Here is a 19,615-nt window from a genome sequence, read left to right on the forward strand (position 1 = left end):
GTGATCAGACCGCCCTCATCAGCAGGGTCGCGGCGATGACGACCGCCGCACCGCCGAACATCGAGACCGCGTAGGAGCGGGCGTAGCCGTTCTGCAGCTTGCGCAGCCGGCCGGAGAGCCCGCCGACCGAGGCGGCAGTGCCGTTGACGACGCCGTCGACCAGGGAGTGGTCGACGTAGACGAGCGAGCGGGTGAGGTGCTCGCCGCCGCGGACCAGGACCACGTGGTTGAAGTCGTCCTGGAGCAGGTCGCGGCGGGCCGCCCGGGTGAGCAGCGAGCCGCGCGGGGCCACGGCCGGCACCGGCTTGCGCCCGTACATCCCCCAGGCGATCGCGACGCCGATGACCAGGGCCACCACGGTGGCTCCGGTGACGGTGGCCACGCTCAGCGGGGAGTGCCCGTGGTCGTAACCGGTGACCGGCTCCAGCCAGTTGACGAAGCGGTCACCGATGGCGAAGAAGCCACCGGCGAAGACCGATCCGACGGCCAGCACGATCATCGGGATCGTCATGGACTTCGGGGACTCGTGCGGGTGCGGCTCACGGCCCTCCGCGTCGGGCTGCCAGCGCTTCTCGCCGAAGAAGGTCATCAGCATCACGCGCGTCATGTAGAACGCGGTGATCGCGGCGCCCAGCAGGGCGACGGAGCCGAGGATCCAGCCCTCGGTGCCGCCCTTGGCGAAGGCCGCCTCGATGATCTTGTCCTTGGAGAAGAAGCCGGACAGGCCCGGGAAGCCGATGATGGCGAGATAGCCGAGGCCGAAGGTGATGAAGGTGACTGGCATGTACTTCCGCAGGCCGCCGTACTTGCGCATGTCGACCTCGTCGTTCATGCCGTGCATCACCGAACCGGCCCCGAGGAAGAGCCCGGCCTTGAAGAAGCCGTGCGTCACCAGGTGCATGATCGCGAAGATGTAGCCGATCGGGCCGAGGCCCGCGGCGAGGATCATGTAGCCGATCTGCGACATCGTGGAGCCCGCGAGCGCCTTCTTGATGTCGTCCTTGGCGCAACCGACGATGGCACCGAAGATCAGCGTCACCGCGCCGACGATGGCGACGACCAGCTGGGCGTCCGGAGCACCGTTGAAGATGGCGCCGGAGCGGACGATCAGATAGACACCGGCGGTGACCATGGTCGCGGCGTGGATGAGGGCGGAGACCGGGGTCGGGCCCTCCATCGCGTCACCGAGCCAGGACTGGAGCGGCACCTGGGCCGACTTGCCGCACGCGGCGAGCAGCAGCATCAGGCCGATCGCCGTCAGCTTGCCCTCGCTCGTCTCACCGGTCGCCTCCAGCACCGGCCCGAAGGCGAAGGAGCCGAAGGTGGTGAACATCAGCATGATGGCGATCGAAAGACCCACGTCACCGACGCGGTTGACCAGGAACGCCTTCTTCGCGGCGGTGGCCGCGCTGGGCTTGTGCTGCCAGAAGCCGATGAGCAGGTACGACGCCAGACCGACGCCCTCCCACCCGACGTACAGCAGCAGGTAGTTGTCGGCGATGACCAGGATCAGCATCGCCGCGAGGAACAGGTTGAGATAGCCGAAGAAGCGGCGCCTGCGCTCGTCGTGCTCCATGTAGCCGATGGAGTAGATGTGGATCAGCGTGCCCACACCGGTGATGAGCAGGACGAACGTCATCGACAGCTGGTCGAGCTGGAAGGCGATGTCGGCCTGGAAGCCTTCCACCGGAATCCAGCTGAACAGGTGCTGGTGCAGGGCCCGGTCCTCGGCGCCCTTCCCCAGCATGTCGGCGAAGAGGACGACGCCGATGACGAACGAGGCGGCGGCGAGGACGGTGCCGAGCCAGTGCCCGGCCTTGTCCAGCCGTCGGCCGCCGCAGAGCAGGACCGCCGCTCCGAGCAGGGGCGCCGCGACGAGCAGCGCGATCAGGTTCTCCACGATTCCGGTCCCCTTACAGCTTCATCAGGCTGGCGTCGTCGACCGAGGCCGAGTGGCGGGAGCGGAACAACGACACGATGATCGCGAGCCCGACGACGACTTCCGCGGCGGCGACGACCATCACGAAGAACGCGACGATCTGTCCGTCGAGGTTTCCGTGCATCCGGGAGAACGTGACGAGCGCCAGGTTGCACGCGTTGAGCATCAGCTCGACGCACATGAACAGCACGATCACGTTCCGCCGGATCAGCACCCCGGAGGCGCCGATCGCGAACAGCAGGGCCGCGAGGTAGAGATAGTTGACCGGGTTCACTTGGCGGCCTCCGAATTCTCCGCCGCGGATGCGGGGTTGGCCCCGCGCGCCACGGCGTCCGCGTCCTCACGTCCGAGCCGCTCGCCGGAGCGCTGCTCCAGCGCCTTGAGATCGGCGAGGGCCTCCTGGGAGACATCGCGGATCTGGCCCCGGTCGCGCAGCGTCTTCATGACGGTCAGGTCGGACGGGGTGCCGTCCGGCAGCAGACCGGCGATGTCCACCGCGTTGTGCCGGGCGTAGACACCGGGGGCGGGCAGCGGCGGGAGGTGCTTGCCCTCGCGGACCCGCTGCTCGGACATCTCCCGCTGGGTCTTGGCCCGTTCGGTGCGCTCGCGGTGCGTGAGCACCATCGCCCCGACGGTCGCGGTGATCAGCAGGGCGCCGGTGATCTCGAAGGCGAAGACGTACTTCGTGAAGATGAGGTTGGCCAGGCCCTCGACGTTGCCGCCGTGCAGGGCGTTGGCGGCGCCGAGCCCGTTGAAGGAGGACAGCGACGCGTTGCCGATGCCCCCGATCAGCAGGATGCCGAAGCCCAGCCCGCAGCCGACGGCCAGCCAGCGCTGCCCCTTGAGGGTCTCCTTGAGGGAGTCCGCCGCGGTGACGCCGACGAGCATCACGACGAAGAGGAACAGCATCATGATCGCGCCGGTGTAGACGATGATCTGGACGATGCCGAGGAAATAGGCGCCGTTGGCGAGGTAGAAGACGGCCAGGACGACCATGGTCCCGGCCAGCGCCAGGGCACTGTGCACCGACTTCTTCAGCAGGATCGTGGAGAAGGCGCCGATCACGGCGACGGTCCCCAGGATCCAGAACTGGACGGCCTCACCGGTCGAGGTGGTGGCGGCCGCGGCGATCGCGTTCATGCGCCCGCCCCCCCGCCCTGCTGTGCGCCGGCGGATTCCGCGGACTCGTCGGGCTTCGGCTCGCCCTTGGAGAGCGCCGGCTGCGGCACCGTACCCGGAGCGGCCTCGGTGACCAGGCCCCGGTAGTAGTCCTGTTCGTCCATGCCCGGGAAGATCGCGTGCGGGCTGTCGACCATGCCTTCCTCCAGCCCCGCGAGCAGCTCGTCCTTGGTGTAGATGAGGCTCTCGCGGGTGGTGTTGGCGAGCTCGAACTCGTTCGTCATCGTCAGCGCCCGGGTGGGGCAGGCCTCGATGCAGAGTCCGCAGAGGATGCAGCGCGCGTAGTTGATCTGGTAGACGCGGCCGTAGCGCTCGCCCGGGGAGTAGCGCTCCTCCTCGGTGTTGTCCGCGCCCTCCACGTAGATGGCGTCCGCCGGACACGCCCAGGCGCACAGCTCGCAGCCGACGCACTTCTCCAGGCCGTCCGGGTGGCGGTTGAGCTGGTGGCGGCCGTGGAAGCGGGGCGCCGTCACCTTCGGCGTCTCCGGATACTGCTCGGTGAGCCGCTTCTTGAACATGGCCTTGAAGGTCACGCCGAAGCCGGCCACGGGGTTCTGGAACTTCTCCGCCGCCGCTCCCGATTCGCCCGAGGACCCAGCGGATCCCGATGAGCCCGTGAGCTCTGGTTTCTCAGACACCGCCGGCCTCCTTTCCGTCACTCGCGTTTCCGTCACTCTGAGTATCGGGCCCACCACTGACAACGAGCTCCCGCTCGCGCCTCGGTACGCGCCTGGGCACCGGCGGCAGGCTCTGTCCGGGCAGCGGTGGCACCGGGAATCCGCCCGCCATCGGGTCGAACGCGGGCTCCGGTCCGGCCTCCGCCTCCTGGGCCCTGACCCTGCGGTCGCGGAACATGTCCACGACCAGGGAGATCAGCAGGATGGCGAGTACCGCCCCGCCGACGTACAGCACGATCCGGGAGAAGTCGTAGCCCTCGTTCCGCAGCGCGCGGACGGTGGCGACGAGCATCAGCCAGCCCACCGAGACCGGGATCAGGACCTTCCAGCCGAGCTTCATCAGCTGGTCGTAGCGAACGCGTGGCAGCGTGCCGCGCAGCCAGATGAAGAAGAAGATCAGCGCCTGGAGCTTCAGGAAGAACCAGAGCATCGGCCACCAGCCGTGGTTCGCCCCCTCCCAGAACGCGGAGATCGGGTACGGGGCCCGCCAGCCGCCGAGGAACAGCGTCACCGCGATCATCGACACGGTCACCATGTGGATGTACTCGGCGAGCATGAACATCGCGAACTTGATGGAGCTGTACTCGGTGTTGAAGCCGCCGACCAGGTCGCCCTCGGACTCCGGCATGTCGAACGGGGCCCGGCTGGCCTCCCCGACCATCGTCACCATGTAGATGAGGAAGGACATCGGCAGCAGGATGATGTACCACCGGTCGCCCTGTGCCTCCACGATGGTGGAGGTGGACATCGAGCCGGAGTAGAGGAAGACCGAGGCGAACGCGGCACCCATGGCGATCTCGTAACTGATCATCTGGGCGCACGAGCGGATCCCGCCGAGCAGCGGGTACGTGGAGCCCGAGGACCAGCCGCCGAGCACGAACCCGTACACCCCGACCGCGCCGACGGCGAGGATGTAGAGCGCGGCGATCGGCAGGTCGGTGAGCTGCATCGTCGTACGGGTGCCGAAGATCGAGACCTCGTTGCCCGCGGGTCCGAAGGGGATGACCGCGACCGCCATGAAGGCGGGGATCGCCGCGAGGATCGGCGCGAGGACATAGACCGCCTTGTCCGCGCGCTTGACGATGACGTCTTCCTTCAGCATCAGTTTGACGCCGTCGGCGAGCGATTGGAGCAGTCCCCAGGGGCCGTGCCGGTTGGGGCCGATGCGCAGCTGCATCCAGGCGACGACCTTGCGCTCCCACACGATGGAGAAGAGCACGATCAGCATCAGGAACGCGAAGCAGAAGACCGCCTTGACCAGCACCAGCCACCAGGGGTCGGTGCCGAACATCGAGAGATCCTCGGCGGCGATGACGGCACCCTGGGGTGCCGTGGTGAGTGCGGTGAGGCCCATCACGCTCGTACCTCCGACGGTTCTACGGGGGCGCCCGGTGCGGCGGCGGGGCCGATCCGGACCAGGCCACCGGGGTTGGCGCCGGTGTCGGCGGGGATGCCGCGTCCCACCGAGTTCAGCGGCACCCAGACCACGCGGTCCGGCATGGCGGTGACCTGGAGGGGCAGTTCGACGGTGCCGACGGGGCCGGTGACGGCGAGCAGGTCGCCGTCCTTGACGCCGGTCTCGGCCGCCGTGGTGGCGGAGAGCCGGGCGAGCGCGGCGTGCCGGGTTCCGGCGAGCGCGGTGTCGCCCTCCTGGAGCCGGCCGAGGTCGAGCAGCATCCGGTGGCCCGCGAGGACCGCCTCGCCGTCGCCGGGCCGGGGCAGCGGCTGCGCCGGCTCGCGCGGGTCGTCCGCGTGGCCGCCCTCCCAGCCGCCGAGCCGGTCCAGCTCGCGGCGGGCGGCGGTCAGGTCCGGCAGCGCGAAGTGCACGTCCATGGCGTCGGCCAGCATGTGCAGGACACGGGAGTCGACCGGCGAGAGCGTACGGGGCATCTGCTCCGGCTTCAGCGCGGCCTGGAACATCCGGGCCCGGCCCTCCCAGTTGAGGAAGGTGCCGGACTTCTCCGCGACGGCGGCGACCGGGAAGACCACGTCAGCCCGGGCGGTGACCTCACTCGGCCGCAGCTCCAGCGAGACCAGGAACCCGACCTCGTCCAGCGCCTTCAGCGCCCGCGCCGGGTCCGGCAGGTCCTCCACACCGACCCCGGCGACGAGCAGCGCGCCCAGTTCACCGGTGGCCGCGGCCTCGATGATCTGGCCGGTGTCGCGGCCGTGGCGGGAGGGCAGTTCGGCGACGCGCCAGACGGCGGCCACCTCGTCCCGGGCCCGCGGGTCGGTGGCCGGGCGGCCGCCGGGCAGCAGGGTGGGGAGCGCGCCCGTCTCGACCGCGCCCCGGTCGCCCGCCCGGCGCGGAATCCACACCAGGCGTGCGCCGGTCGCGGCAGCCGTACGAATCGCGGCGGAGAGTGCGCCGGGCACCCCCGCGAGCCGCTCCCCGACGATGATCAGGGAGTGCTCACCGCGCAACGCCTCGGCGGCGGCGGCCCCTTCGGCCTCCAGGCCGACCCCGCCCGCGAGCGCGTCCAGCCACTCGGTCTCGGTGCCGGGGGCGGCGGGCAGCAGCGTGCCGCCCGCCTTCACCAGGCCGCGCGTGGCGTGCGAGGCGAGGGCGAAGGTCTTCTGGCCGCTCTTGCGATGGGCCTTGCGGAGCCGGAGGAAGACGCCCGGGGCCTCCTCCTCGGACTCGAACCCGACGAGCAGGACCGCGGGGGCCTTCTCCAGCGCGGTGTACGTGACCCCTTCGCCGTCCAGGTCCCGGCCGCGTCCGGCGACGCGGGCGGCCAGGAAGTCGGCCTCCTCGGCGCTGTGGACCCGGGAGCGGAAGTCGATGTCGTTGGTGTCGAGGGCGACCCGGGCGAACTTGCTGTACGCGTAGGAGTCCTCGACGGTCAGCCGGCCGCCGGTCAGGACGCCCGCGCGCCCCCGGGCGGCGAGGAGACCGGCCGCCGCGGCTTCCAGCGCCTCGGGCCAGCTCGCCGGCTCCAGGACACCATCGGCGTTGCGGACCAGCGGGGTGGTGAGCCGGTCGCGCTGCTGGGCGTAGCGGAAGCCGAACCTCCCCTTGTCGCAGATCCACTCCTCGTTGACCTCGGGCTCGTTGGCCGCGAGGCGCCGCATGACCTTGCCGCGCCGGTGGTCGGTGCGCATCCCGCAGCCGCCGGAACACTGCTCGCACACCGAGGGGGTGGAGACCAGGTCGAAGGGGCGGGAGCGGAAGCGGTACGCCGCCGAGGTCAGCGCGCCGACCGGGCAGATCTGGATGGTGTTGCCGGAGAAGTACGACTCGAAGGGGTCGCCCTCACCGGTGCCGACCTGCTGGAGGGCGCCGCGCTCGATCAGCTCGATCATCGGGTCGCCCGCCACCTGGTTGGAGAACCGGGTGCAGCGCGCGCAGAGCACGCACCGCTCACGGTCCAGCAGCACCTGGGTGGAGATCGGGACGGGCTTCTCGAAGGTCCGCTTCTTGCCGTCGAAGCGGGAGTCGGCGCCGCCGTGCGACATCGCCTGGTTCTGCAGCGGGCACTCGCCGCCCTTGTCGCAGACCGGGCAGTCCAGCGGGTGGTTGATCAGCAGCAGCTCCATCACGCCCTTCTGCGCCTTCTCGGCGACAGGAGAGGTGATCTGCGACTTGACGACCATGCCGTCGGTGCAGGTGATGGTGCAGGAGGCCATCGGCTTGCGCTGGCCCTCGACCTCGACGATGCACTGGCGGCAGGCGCCGGCCGGGTCGAGGAGCGGGTGGTCGCAGAAGCGCGGGATCTCGATGCCGAGGAGTTCGGCGGCCCGGATGACCAGGGTCCCCTTGGGGACGCTGATCTCGATGCCGTCGATGGTCAGCGTGACCAGGTCCTCGGGCGGGATGGCCGCCTCGCCGCCCCCGGAGGGCGCACTCGTGGTGACTGTCATGCGTTCACCCCCCGGTGAGCGTTCTTGCCGTCAGCGTTCTTGTCGTCGGCCCAGGCCGTGGATTTCGCGGGATCGAAGGGGCAGCCCTTGCCCGTGATGTGCTGTTCGTACTCCTCGCGGAAGTACTTGAGCGAGGAGAAGATCGGTGAGGCGGCGCCGTCGCCGAGCGCGCAGAACGACTTGCCGTTGATGTTGTCGGCGATGTCGTTCAGCTTGTCCAGGTCGGCCATCTCGCCCTTGCCCGCCTCGATGTCACGGAGCAACTGGACCAGCCAGTACGTCCCTTCGCGGCAGGGCGTGCACTTGCCGCAGGACTCGTGGGCGTAGAACTCGGTCCAGCGGGTGACCGCCCGCACCACGCAGGTCGTCTCGTCGAAGCACTGGAGCGCCTTGGTGCCGAGCATGGACCCGGCGGCGCCGACGCCCTCGTAGTCGAGGGGGACGTCGAGGTGCTCGTCGGTGAACATCGGGGTGGAGGAGCCGCCCGGGGTCCAGAACTTGAGCCGGTGACCGGCCCGCATCCCGCCGCTCATGTCGAGGAGCTGACGGAGCGTGATGCCGAGCGGGGCCTCGTACTGGCCGGGGCTGGTGACATGGCCGCTGAGCGAGTAGAGCGTGAAGCCCGGGGACTTCTCGCTGCCCATCGACTTGAACCAGTCCTTGCCCTTGTTCAGGATCGCGGGAACCGAGGCGATGGACTCGACGTTGTTCACCACAGTGGGGCAGGCGTACAGACCGGCGACCGCGGGGAAAGGGGGTCGCAGCCGGGGCTGGCCACGCCGTCCTTCGAGAGAGTCGAGCAGCGCGGTTTCCTCACCACAGATGTACGCGCCGGCACCTGCGTGCACCGTGAGTTCCAGATCGAGTCCTGAACCCAGGATGTTCGTCCCCAGATAACCCGCCTCGTACGCCTCTCGTACGGCCTCGTGCAGTCGTCGCAGCACGGGGACGACCTCACCGCGCAGATAGATGAACGCGTGCGACGAACGGATCGCGTAACAGGCGATCACGATGCCCTCGATGAGGCTATGCGGGTTCGCGAAGAGGAGCGGGATGTCCTTGCAGGTCCCCGGCTCCGATTCGTCGGCGTTGACAACTAGATAGTGCGGTTTTCCATCGCCCTGCGGGATGAACTGCCACTTCATCCCGGTGGGGAAGCCGGCGCCACCGCGTCCGCGCAGACCGGAGTCCTTGACGTACGCGATGAGGTCGTCGGGCGACATGGCGAGCGCCTTGCGCAGCCCCTCGTACCCGTCGTGGCGGCGGTAGGTCTCCAGGGTCCAGGACTCGGGCTGGTCCCAGAAGGAGGAGAGGACGGGGGCGAGCAGCTTCTCGGGGCTCGTCCCGTTGTGGTCGATCTCGGCGGCCAAGGTCATCACTCCCCCTCCTCGGCGGTGGGCCCGGCCGGGTGCTCCGGGTCGGAGGCCGAGGTCTGCTGCGGTGCGTCGTGCGAGCTGAGGCGCTCGGTCGGCGACGGATCGTGGACCTGTGCGTCGTGCGGCTGCGCGTCGTGCGACGGCGCGTCCTCGCGCTGCCCGCCCCCCGGCTGTCCGTCGCGCGGGGCGACGACCCGGGCCTTCGGCAGGGCCTCGCCCTTGGCGAGCTTGAGCCCGATCAGGGAGGCGGGGCCCGCGCCGCCGGTGGCCTCGACGGCGCCGGGGCGCTCGTCGGGGAAGCCGGCCAGGATGCGGGCGGTCTCCTTGTAGGAGCAGAGCGGGGCGCCCCGGGTGGGCTCGACGGTCCGCCCGGCGATCAGGTCGTCGACGAGCTGCGTGGCGCTCTCGGGCGTCTGGTTGTCGAAGAACTCCCAGTTCACCATCACCACGGGCGCGAAGTCGCAGGCGGCGTTGCACTCGATGTGTTCGAGGGTGACCTTGCCGTCGTCGGTCGTCTCGTTGTTGCCGACGCCGAGGTGCTCCTTGAGCGTGTCGAAGATGGCGTCGCCGCCCATGACCGCGCACAGGGTGTTGGTGCAGACCCCTACCTGGTAATCACCACTGGGCTTGCGGCGGTACATGGAGTAGAAGGTGGCGACGGCCGTGACCTCGGCGGTGGTGAGGTCGAGGGTCTCGGCGCAGAAGGCCATCCCCGTACGGGAGACGTACCCCTCCTCGGACTGGACGAGGTGGAGCAGCGGCAGCAGGGCGGAGCGGCTTCCCGGGTAGCGGGCGATCACCTCCTTCGCGTCCGCGTCGAGCCGGGCGCGCACGTCGGCCGGGTAGGCGGGGGCGGGGAGCTGCGGCATCCCCAGACTGACCTCTTGGTTTGCGGTCACCGGTCGACGCCTCCCATCACGGGGTCGATGGACGCGACGGCGACGATCACGTCGGCGACCTGGCCGCCCTCGCACATCGCCGCCATGGCTTGCAGATTGGTGAAGGACGGGTCGCGGAAGTGGACCCGGTAGGGGCGGGTGCCGCCGTCGGAGACGACGTGGACGCCGAGTTCGCCCTTGGGGGACTCGACGGCGGTGTACGTCTGCCCGGCGGGGACCCGGAAGCCTTCGGTCACCAGCTTGAAGTGGTGGATCAGGGCTTCCATGGAGGTGCCCATGATGTTCCTGATGTGGTCGAGCGAGTTGCCGAGTCCGTCCGCGCCGAGGGCGAGCTGGGCGGGCCAGGCGATCTTCTTGTCCGCGACCATGACCGGGCCCGGCTCCAGGCGCTCCAGGCACTGTTCGATGATCCGGAGCGACTCGCGCATCTCGTCCATGCGGATCAGGAAGCGCCCGTAGGAGTCGCAGGTGTCGGTGGTCGGCACCTCGAAGTCGTAGGTCTCGTAGCCGCAGTAGGGGTCGCTCTTGCGCAGGTCGTGCGGGAGCCCGGCGGAGCGCAGGACCGGGCCGGTGGCGCCGAGCGCCATGCAGCCGGTGAGGTCGAGGTAGCCGACGTCCTTCATGCGGGCCTTGAAGATGGGGTTGCCGGTGGCGAGCTTGTCGTACTCCGGCAGGTTCTTCTTCATGGTCTTGATGAACTCGCGCAGCGCGTCGACCGCGCCCGGGGGCAGGTCCTGGGCGAGGCCGCCGGGGCGGACGAACGCGTGGTTCATCCTCAGGCCGGTGATCAGCTCGAAGAGGTCGAGGACCAGTTCACGGTCGCGGAAGCCGTAGATCATGATCGTGGTCGCGCCCAGCTCCATACCGCCGGTGGCGATGCAGACCAGGTGCGAGGAGATCCGGTTGAGCTCCATCAGGAGCACGCGCAGGACCGTGGCCCGGTCGGGGATCTGGTCCTCGATGCCGAGGAGCTTCTCGACCCCCAGGCAGTACGCCGTCTCGTTGAAGAACGGCGTCAGGTAGTCCATGCGCGTGACGAAGGTGGTGCCCTGGGTCCAGTTGCGGAATTCGAGGTTCTTCTCGATCCCGGTGTGGAGGTAGCCGATGCCGCAGCGGGCCTCGGTGACGGTCTCGCCGTCGATCTCCAGGATCAGCCGCAGCACGCCGTGCGTGGACGGGTGCTGGGGACCCATGTTGACGATGATGCGTTCGTCGTCGGACTTGGCGGCGGATTCGACGACCTCGTCCCAGTCGCCGCCGGTGACTGTATATACAGTCCCCTCGGTCGTGGCACGGGCATCCGAGAGGGGCGTCCCGGAGGGACTCGATGAGGGGCGGTGGCCGGGAGACGGGTGGGCGTGGGGAGTGGTCATCAGGAGTACGACCTCCGCTGGTCCGGAGCCGGGATCTGGGCGCCCTTGTACTCGACGGCGATGCCGCCGAGCGGGTAGTCCTTGCGCTGCGGGAAGCCCTGCCAGTCGTCCGGCATCATGATCCGGGTCAGGGCCGGGTGCCCGTCGAAGATGAGCCCGAAGAAGTCGTACGCCTCGCGCTCGTGCCAGTCGTTGGTCGGATAGACCTCGACGAGGGACGGGATGTGCGGGTCGCTGTCCGGGGCGGAGACCTCCAGCCGGATGATCCGGCCGTGGGTGAGGGACCGCAGGTGGTAGACGGCGTGCAGCTCGCGTCCCTTGTCCCCGAGGAAGTGGACGCCACTGACGCCCGTACAGAGCTCGAAGCGCAGGGCGGGGTCGTCGCGCAGGGTGCGGGCGACCTGGACCAGGTGCTCGCGGGCGATGTGGAAGGTGAGCTCGTCGCGGTCGACGACGGTGCGCTCGATGGCGTTCTCGGGGAGCAGGTCCTGCTCCTCCAGGGCCCCTTCGAGCTCGTCGGCCACCTCGTCGAACCACCCGCCGTACGGCCGGGAGGAGGCCCCCGGCAGGGTGATGGTGCGGATGAGGCCGCCGTAGCCGGAGGTGTCGCCGCCGTTGTTGGCACCGAACATCCCCTTGCGTACGCGGATGACCTCGCCGCCGGTGTCGCGCGGGGCGGGTACGGAGTTGCCGTTCTGCCCCTCGCCGTGGGTGTGGTCGCTCACCGCAGGAGCCCCTTCATCTCGATCAGGGGCAGCGCCTTGAGGGCCGCTTCCTCCGCCTCGCGGGCGGCTTCCTCCGCGTTGACCCCGAGCTTGCCGTCCTGGATCTTCTGGTGGAGCTTCAGGATGGCGTCCAGCAGCATCTCGGGACGCGGTGGGCATCCCGGCAAATAGATATCGACCGGGACAATGTGATCAACACCCTGCACAATGGCGTAATTGTTGAACATTCCGCCCGATGATGCGCAAACCCCCATGGAGATGACCCACTTGGGGTTCGGCATCTGGTCGTAGACCTGCCGCAGGACGGGCGCCATCTTCTGGCTCACCCGTCCCGCGACGATCATCAGGTCCGCCTGGCGCGGCGATCCGCGGAAGACCTCCATCCCGAACCGGGCCAGGTCGTAGCGGCCCGCACCGGTCGTCATCATCTCGATGGCGCAGCAGGCGAGGCCGAACGTGGCCGGGAAGACGGAGGACTTCCGCACCCAGCCGGCGGCCTGTTCGACCGTGGTCAGCACAAAGCCGCTAGGCAGCTTCTCTTCGAGTCCCATGTGTGCCCCTCAGCCCCTCAGTCCCATTCCAGGCCGCCGCGACGCCAGACATACGCATAGGCGACGAAGACGGTGAGCACGAAGAGCAGCATCTCCACGAGCCCGAAGATCCCCAGGGCGTCGAAGGAGACCGCCCAGGGATAGAGGAAGACGATCTCGATGTCGAAGACGATGAAAAGCATCGCCGTCAGGTAGTACTTGATGGGAAAGCGGCCGCCTCCGGCCGGTGTCGGCGTGGGTTCGATACCGCACTCGTACGCTTCGAGCTTTGCCCGGTTGTACCGCCTGGGGCCGATAAGCGTGGCCATGACCACGGAGAAGATCGCAAACCCTGCCCCCAGGGCGCCGAGCACGAGGATGGGCGCGTAGGCATTCACGCTCCTCGCTCCTTCCAGTCGTCCTTGACCGTTGGACCGCATCGGGCGACCGGCTCGCCACCTCACCAAGATCGTGCACATGTGAGGCAGTTCACAAGCCCGACTGCCCCGCATCCTATGCCCGTCGCCCTGTGATCTGCGACACGGGGTACGTCACCGTCTTTGTGATCTCCACCACCTGACGAAGGATCATGAAGTCGTATGAGCGGTGATCTTCGTACGCGAAGCGGCGAAGTGATCACGAGACGTGACATTCAGCGGTGTTACCGCTGGTCAAAGACGTGTGGCGCTATCAATGGACAGCCACTACAAGCAAATTGGCGATGGACGGCCACCGGGTGATAAGGGCGACGCCCGCCCCTCACCCGCACGAGGGCCGGCGTGGACCGAAGAGGGTGCGTGCACGCGTTCACGAACTTCCCGGGACCGCACGCGGGCGACCGCCCGGCCGCCTCCGGCCACCTCCGGCCGTCGGAGCGGAGCGGACCTCGGTCGCGTGCGCGAGGGTTGCCTGTCACCGGAACCCCACACTGTGACCTGCGCCACTCGGCCCGCCGTGCGGGAAAACCGGGCTTGGCCATCGGTGTGAACGGATGGTAAGCGGCGGGCAATTCGGGCGTATTACCGAAAGGCAGTGATCACGGCCCTGATCACGCATGCCCGTTTTGCCCGTTACGGCGTCAATAAAGGCGCACGGAAAGCGGATTCACAGATTCCGAACGTAACTGTGTCGCAACACACGTTTCTTGATGGGACCCCTACAGCCCTGATAGCGCTAGTACCCATGTCCCACACCGCTCACATACCCAGCCACCGGAAGCCCCGCCAGCGCGCCTCGAAGTCGGCGCTGCGAGCTGGAGTTGCCGGTGGCGTCCTCAGCACCATCGCGGTCGCGGGTGCCGCGGGTCCGGCCCAGGCCGAACCGGTGACCCAGACGATCGAGATGCCCACCATCACCTCCGGGCTCTCCACCGCCGTCGCCGCCTCGGCACAGGCCACGCAGCAGGTCGCCCTGGACCTGGAGACGCAGGCCCGCGAGGACGCCGCGGCCGAGAGCGCCGCGAAGAAGGCCAAGAAGGCCAAGGCCGAGGCCGTCCGCAAGGCCGAGGCCGAGAAGAAGGCCGAAGCCGCCGCCAAGGCCCGGGCCGAGGCGGAGGCCGAGGAGCGTGCCGAGCGCGCCTCCCGTACCGCCGAGCGCACGACGCTCAGCGCCCCCTCCAGCTCCTCCTCGGACAACTCGGCCTCCGCGTCCGCCTCCTCGTCCGCCCCGTCCTCCTCGTCGAACGCCACGGGCTCCGCCGCGGCCATCGTCGCGTTCGCCAAGGCCCAGGTCGGCGACGCGTACATCTCCGGCGGCACCGGCCCCAACGCGTGGGACTGCTCGGGCCTGGTGCAGGCCGCGTACCGCACGGTGGGCATCGACCTCCCGCGCGTCTCGCAGTCGCAGTCGACCGCCGGCACCCAGGTCTCCCTGGACAACCTCCAGCCCGGCGACATCCTGTACTGGGGCGGCGCGGGCAGCGCGTACCACGTCGCGATCTACGTGGGCGACGGCCAGTTCGTCGGCGCGCAGAACTCCAGCACCGGCACGGTGCAGCGCTCCATGGACTACGACCGGCCCTCCGGCGCGGTCCGCGTTCTCTGATTCACAAGCGGTCCGGGGACACCGGACCGCGCACGGCTGAGGGCCGCCGCTCCCCCGCTCGGGAGTGGCGGCCCTCAGCCGTGGTTGCACCACGTGGGTGTCATTCCGTCACCCGCACGCCGGACACCGCGACGGCCGCCCGCCGCGCCCCCGTGACGACCAGGGCCAGCCCCATCAGCGCCGCGCTCACCCAGACCGGCGCCCGGTGGCCGAGCCCCGCGTCGAGGGCCAGGCCGCCCGCCCACGGGCCCACCGCCGCCCCCAGGTTGAACGCGGCCGTGGCGGAGGCCCCGGCGAGCGTCGGGGCTCCGGCGGCCTGCCCGAGGAGCCGGGTGATCAGGGCCGTGCCCGTACCGAAGGCGAGCAGGCCCAGCAGCGGGATCAGGACGAGCACGGCGACCGGGCGGCCCGCCGTCAGGGCCAGGGCGCTCCAGCCGAGGGCCAGGGCGACCATGCCGTACGCGACGAGGGCCGTGGCCCGGCGGTCCGCGTACCGCCCCGCCACGGTGACGCCGAGGAACGCCCCCGCCCCGAAGAGCGCGAGCGCGGCGGGCACCCAAGCCGAGGAGAGACCCGACTCGCGGGTGAGGAGCGGTTCCAGGTAGGAGAACGCGCAGAAGGTGGCGCCCTGGACCAGGGCCATCGTGAGCAGGGTGGGGCGGAGGCGCGGGCCGGTGAGGACGCGGAGTTCGTCCCGTACGCGGAGTTCATTCCGTACGGGGGCGGCTTCCCCGTCACCCCGTACGCCGCCCGGAAGGGACCGCAGGATCGCGGCGAACGCCGGCAGCGAGACCAGCGCGACCGCCCAGAAGCCCGCGTTGGCGAGGGCCCCGACGAAGCGGGTGGCGAGGAGGACCCCGTAACTCGGGGTCAGCGCACCCGCGATGTGGACGGCGACGAACACCGCGAGGAAGAACAGCAGGGCCCGCCGCCGGGGCCAGGTGCGGCCGGCCAGCGCCATGAGGGGCGCGCCGAGGACCATGCCCACGGCGAAGGCGGAGGTGAGGAGGCCGGCGGCGGCGAGGGAGACGCCGAGGTCGGCGGCGATGGACGAGACGAGCCCGGAGAGCATGAACTCGGAGGTGCCCTGGGCGAAGACCGCGAGCCCGAGGACGTAGACAGCGAATGGCATGGGTGCAGACCCCTTGGACGGAACCGTCGGTGGACAGACGAACCGAGGTGCGGGGGATGCGGGCCGCGCGGGGCCGCCGGAGGGCCGGCGGGGTGACGCGGGGGAGTGCCCGGACCGGTCTCTCTCCGGCCTGGGGCACGAACCCGGCGTACGGCGGTGCTTCAGCGCGTACGCGGGGTGGGAACGGCCCGTCCCCGCGGTGATCCGGCGGGGGCGGTGCCGTGGCGAGGGCGGCCGGTGACCCGTGGGGTCATCCGGCGACGCTCAGCGGCAGTTCGCCCACCGGCGCACCGGTGGGCGGAGTCTGTCGGACTCGGGGCTCTGCATGGGGCGAGGCTACCGGACCGTCAACGGTCAGCGGCGGCGCTGGCGGCGGTTGGCCCGCTCCGGCTCCCGCGCGGAGGTGGTGGGCGCGGGCAGCGCGTCGTACGCGGCGTCCAGCTCCTCGTCGTCCTCGTCGGGGGAGGTCAGGCCCGCGGCGAAGTGGGGCTCCAGGAAGAGGCCGTGGTGCTGGGGCGGGGTGATGGCCTTGGCGCCCGGTTCCGGGCGTGCGGACTTCCGGGGCAGGTAGGCGGTCGTCATGGCTGTCTGTCCTTGGGTCGAGCAGCGCTGTATCGGCTTGTCCCCCGTACCCCGTTGATCTGCGTTCGATGTGTGCGTGGGGCGGGGAAGAGCGTCGTACGCGCCGCGTGCCGCCGCTCGGGGCGAGGGCGGGCACCAGCCGGTCCGGGGCTGCCGGTTACCGGGGGTGGCGCGCAAATCATCGCACACGATCATGCGGAGGGCCGGGGATTAAGTCCCGGCGCGGGCCGGGCCGGGGCTCAGAGCACCACGCGGAAGTGCGTCGTCAGGCGCCGGTCCTCGCCCAGGACGTGGAACGCGATCCCCGGGGGCTGGTCGCGGTCGGCCGGCCGGTCCCCCTCCCAGGGCATGCGCAGGGTCCACGTCACGGCGGGCCCGACGATGAGCGGGCGGCCGGCGAAGGTGGAGGCAGCGGCCGTGTGGGCGTGGCCGGTGAGGACAGCGACGACCCGCGGGTGGGCGTCCAGGAGGGCGGCGAGGCGCTCCGGCTCCTCCAGCCGCCCGGCGTCGGGCAGCGGGTGGTGGAGCTCGACGGGCGGCTGGTGGAAGGCGATCAGCGCGGGGACGCCGTCCGGGAGAGCGCCGAGGGTGGAGTCGATCCAGGCGAGGGTCTCGGCGTCGAGGCGGCCCTCGTCGCGGCCGGGGATGGTGGAGTCGCACATGAGGATCGCGGTTCCGGCGATGTGGTGGACCCGGTTGACGGGCGTGGCGGCCGGGGGCTCGCCGAGGAACGCCTTGCGGTAGGCGGGGCGGGCGTCGTGGTTGCCGGGGCAGGCCAGGACGGGGAAGGGGGCGGTCAGGATGCGGGCCGCCTCCTCGTACTCCGCCTCCGTCGCGTGGTCGGCGATGTCCCCGGTGACCAGCAGGGCGTCGACCGGGCGGGGCAGGGCCCGCAGGTACTCCATGACGCGGGTCGCCCTGCGCGTCGCGCGTTCACTGCCGTCCAGGTGCAGATCGCTGATCTGAGCGAGCAACATGTCGGACCACCCCCCGTGCCTAATGTCATCCATGAACTTTGCCGTTAGGACTCTAAAGTGGGAAGCGGACAGAGTTCAAGGGGCCGTCGACGACCGGTCGGGGGCGGCGAAGGGGGGCGAGGCGGTGGCACAGCGGCCCGTCATGGAGCTGGCGAGCACCATCCACCACGACGGGGACGGTGGCGTCGCCGACGACCTGGAGACGGTCCGGGGGACGACGCGGTGGATCCAGCAGCAGACCGGGCTGCCGGGCGCCGGGGGGATCGTCGCCGACGAGGAGCTCCGGGACCGGATCGTCGGCGTACGAAGGTCCGTGCGGGCCTTGTTCGCGCGGGTGGTCAGCCCGGCCCCGCCCAGCCCGGCGGACGCCCACCGTCTGATGCCGGCCGACGAGGCCCTGGCCCGCCTCAACGCGGCCGCCGCCCGGGAGCTCGTCGCCCCGCAGCTGGAGTGGCCCGCCGAAGGGGCCCCCGCGGCGCGGCTGTTGTCGGCCGAGGACGATCCGCGCGTACGGCTGGTCGCGGCGCTGGCGCGCGATGCCGTGGACTTCCTGAGCGGGCCGGAGCGCGAGCAGCTGCGGGCCTGCCACGCGCCGCGCTGCGTCCGGTACTTCATCAAGAGCCACGGCCGCCAGGAGTGGTGCAGGCCGTCCTGCGGCAACCGGGCCCGGGTGGCCCGCCACTACGAGCGCACGCGGGGCACGGCGACGGGCGAGGGGCCCGCGCCTCGGTGACGTACGCCGTCACTCGCCACGGCGGTCTGCGTGGCGGCCTTCCTGCGGGGGTGCCGGTGGCCAGGATGCCGGGGCCGCTGGTGCTGACGACCCTGATCGTCACCTGGGGGCCGCCGGGGTGGCTGGTGCTCGGGGCGCCGTTCCTCGGCGCGGGGGCCGCCATGGGACCGGCGGTGCGGTGGGCGGAACGCAGCCGCCCGACCGACCGCACCGGCCATGGCGTCCGTCAGGCCTTCGGGGCCACCTTCGACAGCCCGTTGATGATGCGGTCCATCGCGTCGCCGCCCTGCGGGTCGGTCAGGTTGGCCAGCATCTTGAGGGTGAACTTCATCAGCAGCGGGTGGGTCAGGCCGCGCTGGGTGGCGACCTTCATGACCTTCGGGTTGCCGATCAGCTTCACGAAGGCCCGGCCCATCGTGTAGTAGCCGCCGTAGGTCTCCTTGAGCACCTTCGGGTAGTTGTTCAGGGCCAGTTCGCGCTGGGCGGGGGTGGCGCGGGCGTGGGCCTGGACGATGACGTCGGCGGCGATCTGGCCCGACTCCATGGCGTACGCGATGCCTTCGCCGTTGAACGGGTTGACCATGCCGCCCGCGTCGCCGACGAGCAGGAGGCCCTTGGTGTAGTGCGGCTGGCGGTTGAAGGCCATGGGGAGGGCGGCGCCCCGGATGGGGATCGTCATGTTCTCCGGGGTGTAGCCCCACTCCTCGGGCATGGAGGCGCACCAGGCCTTGAGCACCTCGCGCCAGTCCAGCTCCTTGAAGGCGGAGGAGGAGTTGAGGATGCCGAGGCCCACGTTGGAGGTGCCGTCGCCCATGCCGAAGATCCAGCCGTACCCGGGCAGCAGCCGGTCCTCGGCGCCCCGGCGGTCCCACAGCTCCAGCCAGGACTCCAGGTAGTCGTCGTCGTGGCGGGGCGAGGTGAAGTACGTACGCACGGCGACGCCCATCGGGCGGTCCTCGCGGCGGTGCAGCCCCATCGCGAGGGAGAGCCGGGTGGAGTTGCCGTCGGCGGCGACGACGAGCGGGGCGTGGAAGGTGATCGGGGTCTTCTCCTCGCCGACCCTCGCCTCGACGCCGGTGATGCGGCCGGTGCGCTCGTCGCGGATCGGGGCGCCGACGTTGCAGCGCTCGTAGAGGCGGGCGCCCGCCTTCTGCGCCTGGCGGGCCAGCTGTTCGTCGAAGTCGTCGCGTTTACGGACCAGTCCGTAGTCCGGGTAGGAGGCGAGATCCGGCCAGTCCAGCTGGAGCCGGACGCCGCCGCCGATGATGCGCAGGCCCTTGTTGCGGAGCCAGCCTGCCTCCTCGGAGATGTCGATCCCCATGGAGACGAGCTGTTTCGTGGCGCGCGGCGTGAGGCCGTCGCCGCAGACCTTCTCGCGGGGGAACGCCGTCTTTTCCAGCAGCAGGACGTCGAGTCCGGCCTTGGCGAGGTAGTACGCGGTCGTGGAGCCGGCTGGGCCCGCTCCGACGACGATGACGTCCGCGCTGTGCTCGGAGAGGGGCTCGGTCACGGTCGGATCTCCCGAAGACTCGAATTCGCGTGCCGCGCGGCACATGTCCCGTGCAGTCTATGGGGGCCTGCAGAAC

The 19,615-nt window shown here is 70.3% G+C and carries 18 protein-coding genes; 2 read left to right on the forward strand and 16 right to left on the reverse strand.

All coding sequences use genetic code 11. The features are described from left to right. Positions 1-4: 4 nt before the first annotated feature. Genes nuoL through R2B67_RS14005 form a run of 12 tightly spaced genes read right to left on the reverse strand, consistent with a single transcriptional unit; the run spans position 5 to position 12,960 of the window. Positions 5-1,900: an NADH-quinone oxidoreductase subunit L gene (nuoL, locus tag R2B67_RS13950; RefSeq protein ID WP_317818195.1), complete on the reverse strand. Its 1,896-nt coding sequence runs from the start codon at positions 1,898-1,900 to the stop codon at positions 5-7. A 13-nt stretch (positions 1,901-1,913) separates the two neighbouring features. Then, positions 1,914-2,213: an NADH-quinone oxidoreductase subunit NuoK gene (nuoK, locus tag R2B67_RS13955; protein ID WP_018510682.1), complete on the reverse strand. Its 300-nt coding sequence runs from the start codon at positions 2,211-2,213 to the stop codon at positions 1,914-1,916. Next, positions 2,210-3,079, reverse strand: coding sequence for an NADH-quinone oxidoreductase subunit J (locus R2B67_RS13960; RefSeq protein WP_317818198.1), 870 nt, complete (start codon positions 3,077-3,079; stop codon positions 2,210-2,212). Before R2B67_RS13960 ends, nuoK begins: the two co-directional genes overlap by 4 nt. Beyond that, positions 3,076-3,756: an NADH-quinone oxidoreductase subunit NuoI gene (gene nuoI / locus R2B67_RS13965; protein ID WP_317818199.1), complete on the reverse strand. Its 681-nt coding sequence runs from the start codon at positions 3,754-3,756 to the stop codon at positions 3,076-3,078. Before nuoI ends, R2B67_RS13960 begins: the two co-directional genes overlap by 4 nt. Next, positions 3,749-5,149: an NADH-quinone oxidoreductase subunit NuoH gene (gene nuoH / locus R2B67_RS13970; protein WP_237327404.1), complete on the reverse strand. Its 1,401-nt coding sequence runs from the start codon at positions 5,147-5,149 to the stop codon at positions 3,749-3,751. The genes nuoI and nuoH overlap by 8 nt, the downstream gene beginning before the upstream one ends. Further along, on the reverse strand, positions 5,149-7,659 hold the full coding sequence (locus tag R2B67_RS13975) for an NADH-quinone oxidoreductase subunit G (protein ID WP_317818202.1): 2,511 nt from the start codon (positions 7,657-7,659) through the stop codon (positions 5,149-5,151). Before R2B67_RS13975 ends, nuoH begins: the two co-directional genes overlap by 1 nt. Next, complete coding sequence (nuoF, locus tag R2B67_RS13980; RefSeq protein WP_317818204.1) at positions 7,656-9,038, reverse strand: NADH-quinone oxidoreductase subunit NuoF; 1,383 nt, start codon at positions 9,036-9,038, stop codon at positions 7,656-7,658. Before nuoF ends, R2B67_RS13975 begins: the two co-directional genes overlap by 4 nt. After that, positions 9,035-9,904, reverse strand: a complete 870-nt coding sequence (gene nuoE, locus R2B67_RS13985; RefSeq protein ID WP_018510688.1) for an NADH-quinone oxidoreductase subunit NuoE — start codon at positions 9,902-9,904, stop codon at positions 9,035-9,037. Before nuoE ends, nuoF begins: the two co-directional genes overlap by 4 nt. 26 nt (positions 9,905-9,930) lie before the next feature. Continuing rightward, the gene (locus tag R2B67_RS13990; RefSeq protein ID WP_317818205.1) at positions 9,931-11,307 is read right to left on the reverse strand and encodes an NADH-quinone oxidoreductase subunit D; all 1,377 of its coding nucleotides are present in this window, start codon (positions 11,305-11,307) and stop codon (positions 9,931-9,933) included. Continuing rightward, on the reverse strand, positions 11,307-12,032 hold the full coding sequence (locus R2B67_RS13995; RefSeq protein ID WP_109979109.1) for an NADH-quinone oxidoreductase subunit C: 726 nt from the start codon (positions 12,030-12,032) through the stop codon (positions 11,307-11,309). The genes R2B67_RS13990 and R2B67_RS13995 overlap by 1 nt, the downstream gene beginning before the upstream one ends. After that, on the reverse strand, positions 12,029-12,583 hold the full coding sequence (locus tag R2B67_RS14000; RefSeq protein WP_018490715.1) for a NuoB/complex I 20 kDa subunit family protein: 555 nt from the start codon (positions 12,581-12,583) through the stop codon (positions 12,029-12,031). Before R2B67_RS14000 ends, R2B67_RS13995 begins: the two co-directional genes overlap by 4 nt. A gap of 17 nt (positions 12,584-12,600) precedes the next feature. Beyond that, positions 12,601-12,960 (reverse strand): NADH-quinone oxidoreductase subunit A, encoded by a 360-nt coding sequence (locus tag R2B67_RS14005; RefSeq protein WP_018490714.1) that lies wholly within the window; start codon positions 12,958-12,960, stop codon positions 12,601-12,603. Between the two features lie 784 nt (positions 12,961-13,744). Between R2B67_RS14005 and R2B67_RS14010 the strand changes: the two genes are divergently transcribed. Then, entirely contained in the window at positions 13,745-14,605 is an 861-nt protein-coding gene (locus R2B67_RS14010) for a C40 family peptidase (RefSeq protein ID WP_317818207.1), read from the forward strand. Positions 14,606-14,705: 100 nt separating this feature from the next. Here R2B67_RS14010 and R2B67_RS14015 read toward each other — a convergent pair whose 3' ends face one another. From R2B67_RS14015 to R2B67_RS14025, 3 genes are all read right to left on the reverse strand, one after another. Next, complete coding sequence (locus tag R2B67_RS14015; RefSeq protein WP_317818209.1) at positions 14,706-15,737, reverse strand: MFS transporter; 1,032 nt, start codon at positions 15,735-15,737, stop codon at positions 14,706-14,708. A gap of 354 nt (positions 15,738-16,091) precedes the next feature. Continuing rightward, positions 16,092-16,319, reverse strand: a complete 228-nt coding sequence (locus R2B67_RS14020) for a hypothetical protein (RefSeq protein ID WP_237327398.1) — start codon at positions 16,317-16,319, stop codon at positions 16,092-16,094. A gap of 239 nt (positions 16,320-16,558) precedes the next feature. Beyond that, positions 16,559-17,296: a metallophosphoesterase gene (locus R2B67_RS14025; protein WP_317818210.1), complete on the reverse strand. Its 738-nt coding sequence runs from the start codon at positions 17,294-17,296 to the stop codon at positions 16,559-16,561. Positions 17,297-17,438: 142 nt separating this feature from the next. Between R2B67_RS14025 and R2B67_RS14030 the strand changes: the two genes are divergently transcribed. Then, complete coding sequence (locus R2B67_RS14030) at positions 17,439-18,029, forward strand: CGNR zinc finger domain-containing protein (RefSeq protein ID WP_237329541.1); 591 nt, start codon at positions 17,439-17,441, stop codon at positions 18,027-18,029. 226 nt (positions 18,030-18,255) lie between these two features. Here R2B67_RS14030 and R2B67_RS14035 read toward each other — a convergent pair whose 3' ends face one another. Beyond that, positions 18,256-19,539, reverse strand: coding sequence for a geranylgeranyl reductase family protein (locus R2B67_RS14035; protein WP_317818211.1), 1,284 nt, complete (start codon positions 19,537-19,539; stop codon positions 18,256-18,258). Positions 19,540-19,615 lie beyond the last annotated feature (76 nt).

Source organism: Streptomyces cyaneofuscatus (assembly GCF_033109485.1).
Classification (GTDB): Bacteria; Actinomycetota; Actinomycetes; order Streptomycetales; family Streptomycetaceae; genus Streptomyces; species Streptomyces cyaneofuscatus.